Source organism: Rathayibacter sp. VKM Ac-2856 (genome assembly GCF_013205055.1).
Taxonomy (GTDB): Bacteria; Actinomycetota; Actinomycetes; order Actinomycetales; family Microbacteriaceae; genus Rathayibacter.
This window is the reverse complement of record NZ_JABMLF010000003.1, coordinates 371,787-387,529: the sequence shown is the minus strand read 5'-3', so window position 1 is coordinate 387,529 and position 15,743 is coordinate 371,787. Positions and strand designations below refer to the sequence as shown.

Sequence of the window (15,743 nt, the reverse complement as noted above, 5' to 3'; positions counted from 1 at the left end):
CCGCCTCCGTTCGAGTGAGTGTCCGTGGTGCTGTCGGTATACAGAATTGCGCCATCTCTGTTTCGTGCGCGTCTCCGGAGGTTTCCGGAATGTAAACACTTCCGCGCTTGTCTGTATCCGTATTGCCCGGAATCACGGCCTGAAAGCGGCTGTTTAGATGCTTTGTCGCTGGTTCTGGATACCGAACTCGTGACGCTTGCGACGGACCCCGGTGATGCGATCGATCGACCAGTGCATACAGAATGAGCGCAGGAGGATCACATGTCGACACGCATCATCACGTCGGAGGAGTGCGAGGCGCTCTCCGAGTGGCCCGGTCTGATCGCCGCGCTCGACGACGCCCACCGGGCGCTCGCCGAGGGCGGCGCGGTGCAGCCGGTCCCCGAGGCCCTGCGGACTCCGGGGGACGCCAGCTCCGACGGCCCCGCCGCCGTCCCGATGGTCGCCTTCGCGCCGTACCTCGGTCTCGCCTCGGTGAAGCTGCTGATCGACGCCCCGCGCAACCGCTCGCGCGGGCTGCCGCCGCAGCGCTCGACGATCTCGCTCTACTCCGCCGACACCGCGGAGTGCTTGGCGCTGATCGACGGCCGCGCGCTGACGCGCCTGCGGACGGCGGCGGTCTCGGCGCTCGCGACCTCGGCCCTGGCCCGTCCCGACTCCCGGATCCTCACCCTGGTCGGCGCCGGTCCGCTCGCCCGCGAGCACGCGCTCGCCCTCGGCTCCGTGCTCGAACTCGACGAGGTGCGGGTCTGGTCGCCGTCGGGCTCCAGCGCCACGGCGCTCGCCGCGGAGCTCGTCGCGAACGGCGTGCCGGCGACGGCGCCCGAGGATCTGGCGGATGCGGTGCGCGGCTCCGATGTCGTCTGCACGCTGACGCCGTCGGTCGAGCCGCTGCTCGACGAAGCCTGGCTCACCGACGGCGTGCACGTCAACGCGGTCGGGTCGCCGCCGCGCCACGGCTACCGCGAGCTCGGTGCCGACGTCTTCGCGCGGGCGGACCGGGTCGTGGTCGACACCCGCGGGATCGCCTTCTCCGAGTCGGACAACGTGCGCCGCTCCGGGCTCCGGCCCGCCGACGTGGCGGAGCTGGGGGAGGTGCTGACCGGCCGGACCGGCGGGCGCTCGTCACGCGACGACGTGACCGTGTTCAACAGTGTCGGCATCGGCCTGCAGGATCTGGCGGCGGGCGCTCACGTGCTCGCCCGGGCCGAGCGCGCGGCCCTCGGCGTCGAGGTCGAGACGCGGGCCGTCCGGTGACGGTCGCGCCGCCGACCCGGTTGAATAGGGGGAGCCGAGCGAAGGAGGCCCGCGTGACCGGCATCGCCCCCGAGGAGTCGCTGACGGCGCAGACCTATCGCACGCTCCGCCGCGAGATCATCCTGGGCCGGTATCCGCAGGGGTCGCGGCTGGTCGAGTCGACGCTGGCGAGCGAGCTGAAGGTGTCGCGGCTGCCGATCCGCGAGGCGGTGCCGCAGCTCGAGAACGAGGGCTTCGTGCGCACCCTGCCGCGGCGCAGCTCCCGCGTCACGGAGTGGACCACCGCCGATGTCACGGAGCTGTTCGACGTGCGCCTGAGTCTGGAGACGCTCGCCGCCCGCCTGGCCGCACGGCGCGTCGCAGAGGGCGTGTCACCTGAGCCGCTGCACGAGGCCATCGCGGCCGAGCACCGGGCGCTCGACAGCGAGGACTGGCTGCTCGTCGCCGAGACCAGCACGATCGTGCACGAGGCGATCGTCGACATCGCCGGCAGCGCGCTGCTCGGGTCGCTGATGAGGGCGGTCAGTGGGCGGATGACGTGGCTGTTCTATCTGACCTCCGCGCGCGACCAGCACCAGCAGTCCGACGAGCACCAGGGCCTGCTCGAGGCGATCCTCTCCGGCAACGACCGCCTCGCCGAGTCGATCGCCTTCACCCACATCGAGAAGGGCCGCGCCCCGTCGCTGCAGCTGCTCGGCGGCTAGGGCTGCGTCGTCACGCTGATCGAGCAGCCCTCGCAGAGGGCGTATCGCGATCCACCGTCGAAGGGACGTGGGTCTCGATACGCCGCTCCGCGGCTACTCGACCAGCATGAGGGGGCCGCTCCGCGGCGGCTCGACCGGCAAGAGGAAGCCGCTGCGCGGCTGCTCCACCATCAGGGTCCCCCTCTCGATCGAGCAGTCTGCTCCATGCTGATCGAGTAGCCCTCGCAGAGGGCGTATCGAGATCCACCGTCGAAGTGACATCGGTCTCGATACGCCGCTCCGCGGCTACTCGACCAGCATGAGGAGGCCGCTCCGCGGTTCCTCCGGCACGCGGCGCCGGCCGCTACTCGCCGTGCTGCAGGCGGCGGCGCAGCAGCAGCGCGCCTCCGCCGAGCAGGAGCGCGAGCGCCCCGAGGGGCAGCAGCGACAGGTCGACGCCGGTGGCGGCGAGGTCGCCGTCGGGCCCGGCGACGGGCGCGGGCTCGTGCGGCGCGGGCTCACCCGGCGCGGGGTCCCCGGGAGCGGGGATCACGGGCGGTGCGGTCTCGGTCGGCATCGGCACGGGCGTGCCGGTCGGCGCGGGAGTCGGCGTCGGCGACGGCACCGGCTCCGTCCCCTCCTGCGCGAGCACCGGCACGGTCGACCAGTCGATGTCGCTCGCCAGCCCGTACGAGGTGTACGACGGCTGGTTGTAGGCGGTCTGCTGGCGCGCCACCTCGACCCGGTACTGCGGGTCGTGCATCAGCGTGGTCAGCTTGCGGTCCGTCACCTCGGTGCTCGAGTAGATGCGGATCGCGCTCGAGTCCGCGGTCGGCAGCAGCAGCTCCTCGCGCCAGTCGCCGAGCACGTCCGCCACCAGCGACGGGTTGCCCTTGGTGCCGTTGTTCGTGACGGTGCCCTCGGCCGAGAGCAGCACGGTGCCGTCGCCGGTCACGATAGTCGGGGTGACGGGCGTCGCGTCCTGCATCGTCGTGCTCGCCACGATCTGCGTGGTCATGTCCGCGGCCCAGCGGATGCTCTGGTTGGTGCCGGGCTGCTGGGAGGAGTCCCCACCCGTGAGCGGCTCGCCGCTCGCCGAGAGCTTCCCGATCGCCCAGACCTCCTGGCCGGGGATCGCGGGGTCGACGTCGCCGATCATCCCGCGGCCGGTGTCCTTGCCGGAGTAGGCGCCGAAGAGCACCTCGCCGGTCGCGGCGTCGCGGAGGGCGTAGCCGTAGGGCGCGCCGACCCCGCCCTCGTGCACGGAGAAGATCTCGAGGCCGGGGTTCGCCGGGTCGATGTCGGTGACGTGCATCGCGTCGCCGTGGCCGAGCTTCGCCTCGGTACCGGGCGCGCTGCTGCCCTCGGGGAGGGTGTCGTAGGAGCTGTAGAGCAGGCTGCCGTCGTCGTCGAGGGTCGCGGAGCCGTAGACGATCTCCTGGCGGCCGTCGCCGTCGACGTCCGCGGCGCTGAGCGAGTGGAAGCCCTGGGTGGTGAGCGTCGCCCACTCCGGGCTGGTGCCCTCGCGGCCGTGCGGGGTGTCGTCGAACGGGTTGGTCAGCGGCACGTGCCCGCTGTCGGCGACCCAGCGCTGCGAGAGCGAGGTGCCGTCCCAGTCGTAGGCGACCACGACCGCGCGGGTGTAGTAGCCGCGCGCGAAGACGGCCGACTGGGTCTCGCCGTCGAAGGAGGCGACGCCCGCGAGGAAGCGGTCGACGCGGTTGCCCGGCTCGATGCGGGAGTACGCGTAGTCGCCCCAGAGCAGTCCGTCGTCACCGCGGCCCGGCTCGTAGGCGGCGGTCTGCAACTCCTCGCCGGACTCGCCGTCGAAGACCGTGAGGTACTCGGGGCCGTCGAGGATGAAGCCCTCGAAGGTGGTGAGGTCGTTGCGGTCGCTCCGGCTCGGCGCGTAGACGTCGATGAAGTAGTCGGCGAGCTCGGTCGCCCCGTCGCGGTCCAGCGGGTAGGCGTGCGTCGGCGCGATGCCGAACGCCTCCTCGAGGGTCGCCGGCCACTGGCCGCTCGTCACCTCCTCGCGGGTGCCCCAGCCCTCGAACACCCCGATCAGGTGGTCGCGGTAGCCGGCGGCCGAGAGGCGGTAGTCGTCCTCGGCGGTGACGCCGGCGGCGACGTCCTCGGGGAGGAGGGTGATCGACTGCGCGCGGGCCGGGTCGCCGCCGGGCAGGACGGTGGTGCCGGGCGCGGTCTTCGTCATGATCTCGGAGCGGCCGTCGCCGTCGAAGTCGGAGACGAGGAACTGCGTGTAGTGGGCGCCGGAGCGGATGTTCACGCCCAGATCGATCCGGTGCAGCAGCGTGCCGTCGGCCTCGTAGGTGTCGAGGTAGGTGCTGCCGGTGTAGCCCTTCTGCGAGACGTCCTTCGCGTTCGAGGGGTACCACTTCACGACGTACTCGTAGTCGCCGTCGCCGTCCATGTCGCCGACGCTCATGTCGTTGGCGCTGTAGGTGTAGGCCTCGCCGGCCGGAGTGACGCCGTCGGCCGGTTTCTGCAGCGGCAGCGTCTCGAACGCGTCGGCCGAGGCGGTGGCGGGCGCGCTCGGCTCGCCGGGGGCGCCGTCGACCAGCGGCACGACGCGGTACTCGTCGCCGGGGGTGCCGTCCGGGTCGTGCAGGTTGGTGCTGTCGGTGACGACACCGACCTGCTCCGCGCCGCGGTAGACGGCGAAGTCGGCGCCGATCATCCCGGTGCCGGAGGAGCCGGTGACCTCGGTCGCCAGCAGGCGCCAGCTGACGAAGACGCCGCCGTCGGGCGAGGCGAGCGCGACGACCCCGCGGTCGAGGTCCTCGAGCTGGGCGGTCAGGACGGGGTTCGCGGAGCCCGCCTGCGGCGCGGCCGCGGCGGTCGAGGCGCCGGTGAGGGCGAGGCCCGCGGCGAGCGCGAGGCCAAGGCCGGAGCGCAGCGCCCCGGCGGTGGAGGGCGGACGGAACGGACGTGAATTCGGCATTGAATCCCTCGGCATCGATGGTCCGGGACGCAGGAATGCGCTTTCCCCGGCGGTCCGCCCACCCTACGTGAGACGTTTCACAGGGGTCAACCACCCTCCTGCCCGCGCGAGCACGCTGGTCGAGCAGCCGCGCAGCGGCGTATCGAGACCCCGCGTGCAGTCGTCGGTGGATCTCGATACGCCCTCTGCGAGGGCTGCTCGATCAGCATGATCCCGGTGACCGCGCGATCCGAGTGGGAGCGGGGCCTCGCACGCTCATGCTGGTCGAGTAGCCGCGGCACGCGGCGTATCGAGACCCCGCGTTCGATGTCCGGTGGATCTCGATACGCCCTCTGCGAGGGCTACTCGATCAGCATGGTTGAGCCGTGCATGCTGGTCGAGTAGCCGCGGCACGCGGCGTATCGAGACCCGGATTAGTCCGGTGGGGCGCCCTCGTCCGGATCCGGCCTGTCGAAGGTCTTCTTCGACGCCGCGCGCAGGGCGACGTAGTCGCCGCGCATGAGCGCCTCGCGCTTGGCGCGGCTCCAGTTCTGGACGCGCTTCTCCCACCAGTAGGCATCGCCGATGCTGTCGAACTCCTGGTGCCAGAGCAGCGTCACCGGCAGGCGGCTCCGCGTGTAGGCGGCGCCCTTGCCCATCATGTGCGCGTCGACTCGGCGGTGCAGGGATCGAGTGCTGCCCACGTAGTAGCTGCCGTCGCCGCAGCGGAGGATGTAGAGGAATGCCATGCGGATGAGCGTGGTGCGGCGGCGAGTGCGGTGGGGCGAGCGGGCGCGCATCGGGGGAGAGATGGCCGAAGTGCCGGCTGTGGTGGATCTCGATACGCCCTCTGCGAGGGCTACTCGATCAGCATGATCGCGGCCGGCCGCGTGATCAGCGTGGACATCAGCGATCCATGTTGGTCGAGTAGCCGCGGCGCGGCGTATCGAGACCCCGCGTGCAGTCGTCGGTGGATCTCGATACGCCCTCTGCGAGGGCTACTCGATCAGCATGATCGCGGCCGGCCGCATGATCAGCGTGGACATCAGCGATCCGTGTTGGTCGAGTAGCCGCGGCGCGGCGTATCGAGACCCCGCGTTCGATGGTCGGTGGATCTCGATACGCCCTCTGCGGGGGCTGCTCGATCAGCATGGTGCGGCCGCCCGTGCGTATCACCAGGCGTCGTCGGTGCCGTCGTCGTCGTCGGTGTCGGCGGCGATCATCTCGACGATGGTGTCGACGGTGAGCCAGGGGCCGTTGCTGACCTCGCCGATCTTCTCGCGGTCCTTGAAGACGACGATGCGGTCGCTGAGGCGCACCACCTCCTCCAGCTCGGAGGAGATGTAGACGATCGAGACGCCCTCCTTGGCGAGCTGGGCGATGTGCGCCTGGATCTCGACCTTCGACGCGACGTCGATGCCGCGGGCCGGCTCGTCGAGCACCAGCAGGCGCGGTCGGGTGGCGAGCCAGCGCGCCAGCACGACCTTCTGCTGGTTGCCGCCGGAGAGGTACTTCACCGGCATGTCCGGGTCGGCCGGCGTGATGTTCAGCGCCTCGACGTAGGTGGCGACGAGAGTGTCGGTCTCGGCGGCCGACAGCGGGTGCGCCCAGCCGCGCAGCGCCTGCAGGCCCAGCACGAGGTTCTCGCGGAGGGAGAGATCGCCGATGATGCCGTCCTCGCGGCGGTTCTCGCTCGAGTGCGCGATGCGGTTCCGCAGGCCCGAGACCGGGTCGACGATGACCGCGTGCTCTCCGTCGATCAGCACCTCGCCGCTGTCCGGCCGCTCCACTCCGCTCAGCAGCGACGCGAGCTCGGTGCGCCCGGAGCCGCGCAGTCCGGCGAAGCCGACGATCTCGCCGCGGTGCAGCTCGAGGTCGGTGGGGGAGACGGCGCCCCGGCGGCCGATGCCGACCGCGCGGTAGATCGCGGGGCCGGTGGGCTGGCGCCGGTGCTCGCGGCGGTCGGAGCCGATCTGCCGCAGCGCCTCGATGTCCTTGCCGATCATCTTCGCGATCAGCTCGGCCCGGTCCATCCGCCGGGCCGGGTACTCGCCCTCGGTGCAGCCGTCGCGGAGCACGGTGATGCGGTCGCTGAGCGTGAGCACCTGCTCGAGGAAGTGCGAGACGAAGACGATCGCGACGCCCTGGTCGCGCAGCCTCCGCAGCACGGTGAAGAGCCGGGCGACGTCGCCGAGGTCCAGGCTCGAGGTCGGCTCGTCGAGGATCAGCACGCGCGGCCGGTCGACCATCGCGCGGCCGATCGCGACCAGCTGCCGGATCGCGGGCGAGAGCGAGCGGAGCGGCAGGCGCGGGTCGAGGTCCTCGAGGCCGAGCTCGGCGAGCATCTCGGCCGCGCGGGCGTGGGTGCGCGACCAGGAGATGCCGAGGCGGCCGCGGATCTCGTGGCCGATCATCACGTTCTCGCCGATGCTGAGGTTGTCGGTGAGCCGCTCGTCCTGGAAGACGGCGGTGATCCCCGCGGCCTTCGCGTCGGCGGGGCCGCTGAAGCGCCGGGCGACGCCGTCGACGACGATCTCGCCCGCGTCCGGCTGGTGGATCCCGGTGAGCGTCTTGATCAGCGTCGACTTGCCCGCGCCGTTCTCGCCCATCAGGCCGTGGATCTCGCCGGGCACCAGCCGCAGCCGCGCGCCGGACAGCGCCGGTCCGGACGAGAAGGAGACGTGGATGCCGGCCATCTCGACGATGGGCTCGCGGCGTGCGGGATCGGGGCGTGCCGGAGTCGTCTTCGACTGAACTGCCACGGGCCGTCCTCGGGTCGTGTGCGATGCGGCGCCGGGGGGCGCCGCGCCAGGGGTGCCGCCGATGATACGCGGTCGGAGCGGAGCCGATCGGGCCCTTGTGCTCGGGTTGCGCGCTCGGGCCCCGCGCTCGGCCTTGTGGTCAGGTCGCGCGGTCGGGCGCTGCGCTGCGGTGCTGCGGTCAGGCCCTCGGCGGCGCCGTCGACTCGCGCACCACGAGCTCGGTGGGGATGCGGGTGCGCTGCGGGATCTCCTGGCCGCGGATCCGCGCGTGGATCACCTCGGCGACGGTGGTGCCGAGCTTGTCGAAGTCCTGCCGCACGGTCGTCAGCGGCGGGAGGAAGTGCCGGGCCGTCGGCAGGTCGTCGAAGCCGACGACGCTGACGTCCTGCGGCACCCGGATGCCCCGCTCGACGAGGCCGTGGATGACGCCGAGCGCCATCTCGTCGTTCGCGACCACCATCGCCGTGAACTCCGGCACCGACTGCAGGCTCCGCGCGAACTCGTAGCCGGAGTCGGGCGTCCAGTCGCCGACGACGATCGGGCGCTCGCGCATTCCCCACGCCTTCGCCCGGCTGTGGAAGGCGCGCTCGCGGGCGCGCGCGTCGAGCCAGTCGAGCGGGCCGGACATGTGCAGGACGTCGCGGTGCCCGAGCGAGGCGAGGTGGTCGACGGCCTGGCTCATGCCGGCCTGCTGGTCGACCGAGACGGTGAGGAAGTTCGCGTCCTTGTCGGACTTGACGACCAGGGTCGGCACGCCGATCTCGACGGTGCGCAGCGTGGCGACGGAGGAGGAGCGCGGGGCGATCACGCAGAGCGCGTCGATCCCGAGGCCGGAGAGGTGCCTGATCGCGTCGACCGGGGTCATGTCCTGGTCGTCGCGCAGCGCGACCGAGGTGACGGAGTAGCCCTTCTCGCGGGCGGCGCGCTCGATGGCGCGGAGGGTGCTCGACGGACCGAACTCGGCGCCGCTCTCGATCATCACGCCGATGCGGTCGGTGCGCTGGGTGACGAGCGAGCGGGCCGCGATGTTGGGGCGGTAGTCGAGCTCGGAGACGGCCTCGAGGACCTTCTGCCGCGTCGACTCCTTGATGTTCGGATGCCCGCTGAGCACGCGGGACACCGTCATGTGCGAGACCCCGGCGACCGCGGCGACATGCCGGAGGTTGGGCCGATCGGCCATGGCGCGGACCTCCTCCGCTCCCCTGGGGGGAGAGCCGGGCACCCTCGGTGCGGCGGGATGACGAGGGCTCGACATCGCGGGTCCGATCAGCATAGCCAAGCGGGGCCCGGGGCACCGCAGTCGGGCGCCTCCCGGCCCGCGGCGCTCAGGGTCGCGGCGCTCGGTCCGCGACGTCCAGCACCAGCGTGCGCGCCCCGGGCTCGCGGCCGGCGGAGCGGACGGTGAGCAGGCCCGCGCCCGCGTCCCAGCTCGTGTCCCAGGCGGGCAGGCCGGCGGGGAAGGCCGTCCGCACCCGGACCGCGCGGCCGAGCAGGCCCGGGAAGGCGAGGGTCGTCTCGCCCGGCTCGTCGCCGCGGTCCCACAGCGAGAGCACGATCGAGCCCGTCGCACCCGGTGCCTGCAGCGCCGACGCGACCCAGCGGTCGGTCCAGCCGGGCAGGCCGAGCGGCCAGAGCGGCACCGAGGCGATCAGGTGCGGCCGCAGCTCCGCGGCCGTCCGCACCGCCTCCGCGACGAGGGCGCGCTGCTCCGCCGTCATCCTGTCCAGGTGGCCGGTGAGGTGGAAGCGGCCCGCGAGCCCCGTCACCAGGGTGAAGGCGATCGCCTCGTCGCTCATCTCCGGCTGCGGGCAGGCCCAGTTCGCGGCCTGCTCGGGCAGCATCGAGAGCGGTGCGGCGGCGGCGATGGCCGGAGCGAGCAGCGGATCCTCCTGGTCGGAGGTCGACTGCAGCTGCATCCGGGCGAGCAGGGCGGAGTCGGCGCGCATGGCTCCCGAGGCGCAGTTCTCGAGCACCAGCCGCGGGTGGCGGTCGAGGACGCCGTCGATCCAGTCGAGGTGCGCGCGGGCGTGCCCGAGCAGCCCGGCTCCGGCGCTCGACGCCGCGCGGTCGGTGCCCGGCCCCGGATCGATGTTGTAGTCGAGCTTGAGGTAGCCGATGCCGAAGTCGCGCACGAGGCGGTCGACCGTCTCGTCGAGGTGCGCGCGGGCCGCAGGATGGCGCAGATCGAGGTGGAACCGGCCGCTCTCCTCCACCCGGACGCCCGAGCGGGAGAGGAACGCCTCCTCCGGCAGGGTCCGCGCGAGGGGGCTGCCGGTGCCGATCACCTCGGGCTCGAGCCAGAGCCCGGGCACCATGCCGTGGCCGCGGATCGCGTCGACGACCTCGCCGAGGCCGCCGGGGAAGCGCCGGGTCGACGGCGTCCACTCGCCCACCGTGTCCCACCAGGACTCGGTGTCGGCGTACCAGCCGGCGTCGATGCAGAAGGTCTCGGCGCCGACCTCGGCCGCCGCGGCGACGAGCGGGAGGAGCCGCTCGGTGGTGGGGTCGCCGACGAGGGTGTTGAGGTAGTCGTTGTAGACGACGGCCGGCCGGCGGTCGTCGGGATGCGCGCGCCGCGCCGCCCGCTTCGCCCGGGTGAGCGCCGCGGCGGCGTGCTCGAGATCGGTGCCGACGGCGAGCAGGGCCGGCACCGAGGTGAAGGACTCGCCCGGCGCGAGGAGCTGCGACCACTGGTGGTCCCGGTCCGTGGGGCCGGAGACGGCGAGGTAGGCGTCGCCGATCTGCTCGCCGACCTCCCAGCGCCACGGCCCGCTGTGCGCGACCTCGCAGAGCCAGGTCACGTCCTGCCGCCGCGAGCGGAGAGCCGCCAGGGGGAGCGGGCCGCCGGTCGACCAGGTGCCCGTGGCCGTGCGGACGACCGACTCGCGCGGCGGCTGCGCGGTGTGCTCGGGATGCAGGTCGGGCAGCAGCTCGCGCAGCTCCCGGGCCTGCCAGCGGCCCTCGCCGAGCCACTCGCTCCGCCCCTCCAGCAGCTCCCAGTCGGCGGCGGGATCGGCGGCGGCGCCGACATCGAGCCGGGTGCCGAGGGGCATCGCCCAGCTGGTGACGGCGGTGAGCAGGATCCGCTCATCGCCCGCGTTCTCGACCTCGGTGCTCACGCGGAGGGCGCCGTCGAGGGCCTCGAGGACGGTCGTCGCGCGCACGCCGTCGGCGCTCGCCGAGACGATGCGCAGCGCGACGCCGGGCTCGGACTCGTGCGAGAGGTAGCGGAGGGAGTCGCCGATCGCGGTCTGCACGAGGCGGTCGGTCGAGGTGACGTGGCCGCGGCCGGCGGTGAGGATCCCGACGAGGGGCAGCGGACGGTCGAAGCAGATCTCCAGCTCCCCGGCGACGAGCCGGGCCAGGCTCACGGGCGCCTCGGGGGAGTGGCGGAACTCGAGCTCCAGCCGCGCGGCGCGCCAGAACAGGGGGTGCGCCGGTGCCATGCGGTCGTCTCTCTGGTCGGAGATGCTCCGCGGGGGACTCGGAGCACGAAACGTTCTCCTCGGACTCTAGGCGGGGGTGATCGCGCGATCAAGACCCGGGGGCGAAACGTTTCGACCGGGCATCCGCGGAAGGAGCCGAGGGGGGTTTGACCTTGCGCAAGCCCCGCTGTTACCGTGAACAAATTCTCGCCCCGGCTCTCTCGACCGCCCTCTCGCGGCCGTCCGGGTGCGCCCGCATCACGATCGACGACGGAGTCCTTCATGCATCTGACCGCGCCCGCACCGGGCCTGCGCCGCCGGCTGATCGCCGGCCTCCTGATCCTGCTGGCCGCGGTCCTCGCGCTGCCGCTCCTCGTCGCGAGCCCCGCCGCGGCGATCGGCGAGCCGACCTTCACCAACCCGATCGAGGCGGACACGGCCGACCCGACGATCGAGTTCCACGACGGCAACTACTACCTGGTCGCCACCACCTGGGACGACCGCGTCGTGATGCGCAAATCGCCGACGCTCGCCGGGCTCGGCACCGCCACTCCGGTGACCGTCTACTCCGACACGAACCCCGGGCGGAACGCGAACATGTGGGCGCCCGAGCTGCAGCGGCTCCAGGGCCCGAACGGCTGGCGCTGGTACCTGATGTACACGATGGGGACCGCGGGCAACTTCGACCGCCAGCACCTCCAGGTGATCGAGAGCGCGGGCGACGACCCGATGGGTCCGTACACCTACAAGGGCCGCCCGGTGCCGACCGATGCCTGGAACATCGACGGCGCCTACCTGCAGCTGAACGGCGAGCTCTTCATGACCTGGTCGGCGTTCCAGCCGGGTAACGGCCTGCAGAGCGACTACATCGCGCGGATGTCCGACCCGTGGACGATCTCGGGCCCGCAGAACGTGCTGTCGGAGCCGGTCGAGCCGTGGGAGACCATCGGCGTCCCGGTGAACGAGGGGCCGATCCCGCTGCAGAAGGACGGCCGCACCTGGATCGTCTACTCGGCGAGCTTCTGCGGCACCGAGGACTACCAGCTCGGCACCCTCGAGTACGACGGCACCGGCGACCCGGTGCTCGCCTCCTCCTGGACGAAGAGCGACGGACCGGTCTTCTCGAAGGCGAACGGCGAGTACGGCACCGGGCACAACGACTTCTTCACCTCGCCCGACGGCACCGAGACCTGGAACCTGTACCACGCGAACGACCGCCCCGACGGCGGCTGCGGCCGCGAGCGCTCGGCCCGCGCGCACCTCGTGGACTGGACCGCCGAGGGCGAGCCCGACTTCGGCACTCCGCTCGGCACCGCCGCCCGGATCCCCGTGCCCAGCGGCGAGAACGCGCCGATCACGGCACGGGTCGAGGGTGCGGCCTGGCAGCTGGTCAGCCGCAGCACCGGCCTCTGCGCCACGGTCTCCTCCGCGCAGAGCGGTGACGGCGCCGGCGTCGTGCAGGGCTCCTGCACCACGCCCCGCGCGAGCTGGACCCTGGACAGCACCGGCGACGGGCACCTGCGCGTCGTGAACGCGAGCAGCGGTAAGTCGCTCGGACCGGTCGGCTGCTCCACCGCCGCCGGCGCGGCCCTGCAGCAGTCGGCGTGGCTGACGACCGGCTGCCAGCAGTGGACGGTCGCCCCCGGCTCCGGCGGCTGGTCGACGCTGACGAACCGCACCAGCGGGAAGGCGCTCGACGCCGTCTCGGGTGCGATCCGCCAGTCGGCACCGAGCACCGCCGCCTCGCAGGAGTGGGCGCTGCGCCCGGTCGGCGCGGTCGCGGTCACCTCGCTGGTCACCGGCAAGGCCTTCGACCTGCCCGGCTGCTCCACCGCCGACGGCGCGGTGCTGCAGCAGCAGGAGTGGCTCGGCTCACCGTGCCAGCGCGCGACGTTCACGGCGGCCGCCGCCGGCGCCGTCGAGATCCACCCGGTGTCGGCCGCGGCGAAGTGCCTCGCGGTCACCGCGGGCTCCACGGCCGACGGCGCGACCGTCAGCCAGGGCGCGTGCGGGGTCACGGGCAGCAGCTGGAACCTGCGCCCCGGCAACGACGGCACCGTCGAGCTCCGCGCCGTGCACAGCGGCAAGGCGCTCGACCTGTCGAACTGCTCGGCGCAGAACGGCACCCGGATCGGCCAGTGGAGCGTGCTGAACAACGACTGCCAGCGCTTCCGCGTCTCGCTCGGTGCCCCGGCGGCGCCGGTCGCGCTGCAGCTCGCGGCCACCTCGACGGTGCGCTGCGTGGCGGGGAAGCCGGTGCTCACCACGACCGTGAAGAACACCGACGACCTGCCGGCCGACATCACCGTCACGACCGTCGCGGGCACGAAGACCTTCCCGGGCGTGGCCGGCGGCAGGAACGCCACGGCGAGCTTCACGGTGCGCCAGCCGGCGCTCGCCGCGGGCTCGGCGACGGTGACGGGCGCCGGCGTCGACGACGCCGGCCGCACCGCCCGCACGACGGCCGCCTACCCGGCCATCGGCTGCTGACACCGGGTCTCGATGCGCCGCTGCGCGGCTGCTCGACCGGCATGTGCCCCGTGCTGGTCGAGCAGCCCGCCTCTCTTGCTGATCGAGTAGCCCGCGCAGCGGGCGTATCGAGAGATCGACACCGCGGGCAGGGCGGACCGCGTCTCTCGCGCTCTTCACGACGGCGATTCTGCCGTTCACCGCCGTCGCGGATGCCGAGGCTCGGCGTCGCGAGCCGTGCGTGATCAAACGGAACGCACGCGCAGGTGCGGGAGCCGCAGAGGCGAGACGATCGATGAACGACGAAGCGGACGTGCCGGACACCGCCCTACCCAGGGTGCGGTGTCCGGCACGTCCGCGGGAACGCCCGAGCAAGTGGTCCTGCCCGGCTCGGACGTGTCTGGAGTAAGTGCTACATGCCGTCACTCAGCATGGATTGCACCAGCTTGACGTGGCGCTCGAAGTTCAGCTCGCTGAACTCGGTGTTGTAGTTGAGGCCGTAGGGGTAGAAGTGGTATCCCGAGCAATTGAGCGTGGCGTTCGGTCCGTCCCAGGTGCGCAGCAGAGCCTGGGAGGAGACCCAGCCGTTGTTCTGGCAGTTCTGGTTGAAGCCGTTCGAGGTTCCGACGCCCACGGTGTGCGCCATCTCGTGCATGGCGGTGCCCTCCACCATGTAGGTGCGGTTCGAGCCGAAGCGCATCTGGCCGTAGATGTTCGCGTCGGCCGTCGGCGTGCCGGGGCTGTAGGAGACGGTCAGCTGGCGACCGATGTTGTTGAGGCGGTTGTAGCGGGCGACAGCGCGGTCCATCGCGTCGGTGATGCGGGCGTAGGCGTCGGCCTCGTCGGCGGTCGGGTTCGCCGAGCGGTTGAGCGTGTAGGTGATCTTCTGCACGGTCGGGTCGGTCAGGGCCCAGCGCTGGGCCCTGGAGCCGGTGCAGGTCCACTGCTGGACGAGGGAGCCGTCGAGCTGGCCGAAGTCCTTGTTGTCGAGGCACAGGTTGCTGTGGCGGTTGGCGAGCTCGGCGTAGCCCCCACCGACGGAGGTGATGCGCCACTGCTGCGCGGTGCTGCCGTTGCAGCTCCACTGGCGCACTTCAGAGCCGGGCGTGGTGCCGAAGTCGAAGTTGTCGAGGCAGAGGTCGCTGTGCTTGTTCTTGATCTCGGCGTAGCCGTTCCCGAGGTCGCTGACCTGCCAGAGCTGGTTGGCTGTCTCGCCGCACGTCCACTGGCGCACCTCTGCGCCGGGCTGCGTGGCGAACTCGTAATCGTCGAGGCACATGCTGCTGTGCTGATTGCGGATCTCCTGCGCTGCTCCCGTGCCGATGGGGGCGCCGGCGGCGGAGGCGGGAGTGCTCACGCCGACTGTCGTGAGGCCGACGACGGCCACGATCAGAGCTCCGATCGTGCGCGTGGAGATTCGGGACTTCGTTGTCCGGGACATGGAGTGCCTTTCACAGACATGCGGCATCCCCGAAGGGATGCCAGCGGCGGGAGCGCGCCTCCTGATCGGCGGAGGCGGCACGAGGGAGCATCGGAGCCGTCCGGGATGGTGATCCGAAGGTTCCGTCGCGGGCCGAGCAGCGCTGGGGCTCTCTGATGGAGGCGGAGCGGCTGTTGACCGGATGTTGACGTGGACAACCATCGACCGGTCACCGACGCGGTGTCAAGGGCCGCTCGTCATGCGATCCACGCCGGGGATCCGGGTCCGGGAGGGTGGATCCCCGCCCTCGGGCGGAGAGAGCGCTTGCACCGTCCAGGCGTGCGACATCCCCGGAATTCCGCCATTGTTACCGTTAACAAAAGTCGCTACAGTGACCGAGCAGTGGTTGAGCAGCACGACGCTCCTCCCGACCCACCCCGATTCAGCGGTTCGATGACGAGCCGGAGAGGACCGTCGACGATGACGTCCCCACACCTTCCTCACGCCGGTCGGAGCACCCCTTGCCGGGGTGTCCGTCCCTACTGCCCCGACAGCGGCGGTGCCTGGACAGCGCCGGCTCCCGCTCCGCGGTAAAGACCGTCACGCTGCGCGCGCGTCACCCCTGACCTCGGCGCACTTGGTCGGTCGAGCCCGCGCAGGACATCCGCCGCGGCGATCAGCCCGCCGACGCCCGACAGAGGATCACGCCCTCCGCCTCGCCCGCCGCTGCACGCGGAACCGCTTCCCGCTGCGACCTCGCTCGCAGCACCCTTCTCTCCTCCC

The 15,743-nt window shown here is 72.0% G+C and carries 9 protein-coding genes; 3 read left to right on the top strand and 6 right to left on the bottom strand.

Going from position 1 to position 15,743, the window contains the following annotated elements; all coding sequences use genetic code 11:
* Positions 1-261: 261 nt before the first annotated feature.
* Positions 262-1,257, top strand: a complete 996-nt coding sequence (locus tag HQQ82_RS12270; RefSeq protein ID WP_173233545.1) for an ornithine cyclodeaminase family protein — start codon at positions 262-264, stop codon at positions 1,255-1,257.
* A gap of 53 nt (positions 1,258-1,310) precedes the next feature.
* Entirely contained in the window at positions 1,311-1,961 is a 651-nt protein-coding gene (locus HQQ82_RS12265) for a GntR family transcriptional regulator (protein WP_173233542.1), read from the top strand.
* 343 nt (positions 1,962-2,304) lie between these two features.
* On the opposite strand, the gene HQQ82_RS12260 is transcribed toward HQQ82_RS12265, so the two are convergent.
* The 5 genes from HQQ82_RS12260 to HQQ82_RS12240 all read right to left on the bottom strand — a co-directional run bounded on the left by HQQ82_RS12260 (position 2,305) and on the right by HQQ82_RS12240 (position 11,092).
* Entirely contained in the window at positions 2,305-4,905 is a 2,601-nt protein-coding gene (locus tag HQQ82_RS12260) for a rhamnogalacturonan lyase (RefSeq protein WP_173233540.1), read from the bottom strand.
* Positions 4,906-5,318: 413 nt separating this feature from the next.
* Positions 5,319-5,633, bottom strand: a complete 315-nt coding sequence (locus tag HQQ82_RS12255) for a GIY-YIG nuclease family protein (protein ID WP_173233538.1) — start codon at positions 5,631-5,633, stop codon at positions 5,319-5,321.
* Between the two features lie 423 nt (positions 5,634-6,056).
* Positions 6,057-7,580, bottom strand: a complete 1,524-nt coding sequence (locus tag HQQ82_RS12250; RefSeq protein ID WP_173233868.1) for a sugar ABC transporter ATP-binding protein — start codon at positions 7,578-7,580, stop codon at positions 6,057-6,059.
* Positions 7,581-7,824: 244 nt separating this feature from the next.
* On the bottom strand, positions 7,825-8,826 hold the full coding sequence (locus HQQ82_RS12245; protein ID WP_173233536.1) for a LacI family DNA-binding transcriptional regulator: 1,002 nt from the start codon (positions 8,824-8,826) through the stop codon (positions 7,825-7,827).
* A 145-nt stretch (positions 8,827-8,971) separates the two neighbouring features.
* Complete coding sequence (locus HQQ82_RS12240) at positions 8,972-11,092, bottom strand: glycoside hydrolase family 36 protein (RefSeq protein ID WP_173233534.1); 2,121 nt, start codon at positions 11,090-11,092, stop codon at positions 8,972-8,974.
* Between the two features lie 261 nt (positions 11,093-11,353).
* Between HQQ82_RS12240 and HQQ82_RS12235 the strand changes: the two genes are divergently transcribed.
* A complete protein-coding gene (locus HQQ82_RS12235; RefSeq protein ID WP_173233532.1) occupies positions 11,354-13,561 on the top strand; it encodes a family 43 glycosylhydrolase in 2,208 nt (735 codons plus the stop codon).
* A 391-nt stretch (positions 13,562-13,952) separates the two neighbouring features.
* On the opposite strand, the gene HQQ82_RS12230 is transcribed toward HQQ82_RS12235, so the two are convergent.
* On the bottom strand, positions 13,953-14,897 hold the full coding sequence (locus HQQ82_RS12230; RefSeq protein WP_173233530.1) for an RICIN domain-containing protein: 945 nt from the start codon (positions 14,895-14,897) through the stop codon (positions 13,953-13,955).
* Between the last annotated feature and the right edge of the window lie 846 nt (positions 14,898-15,743).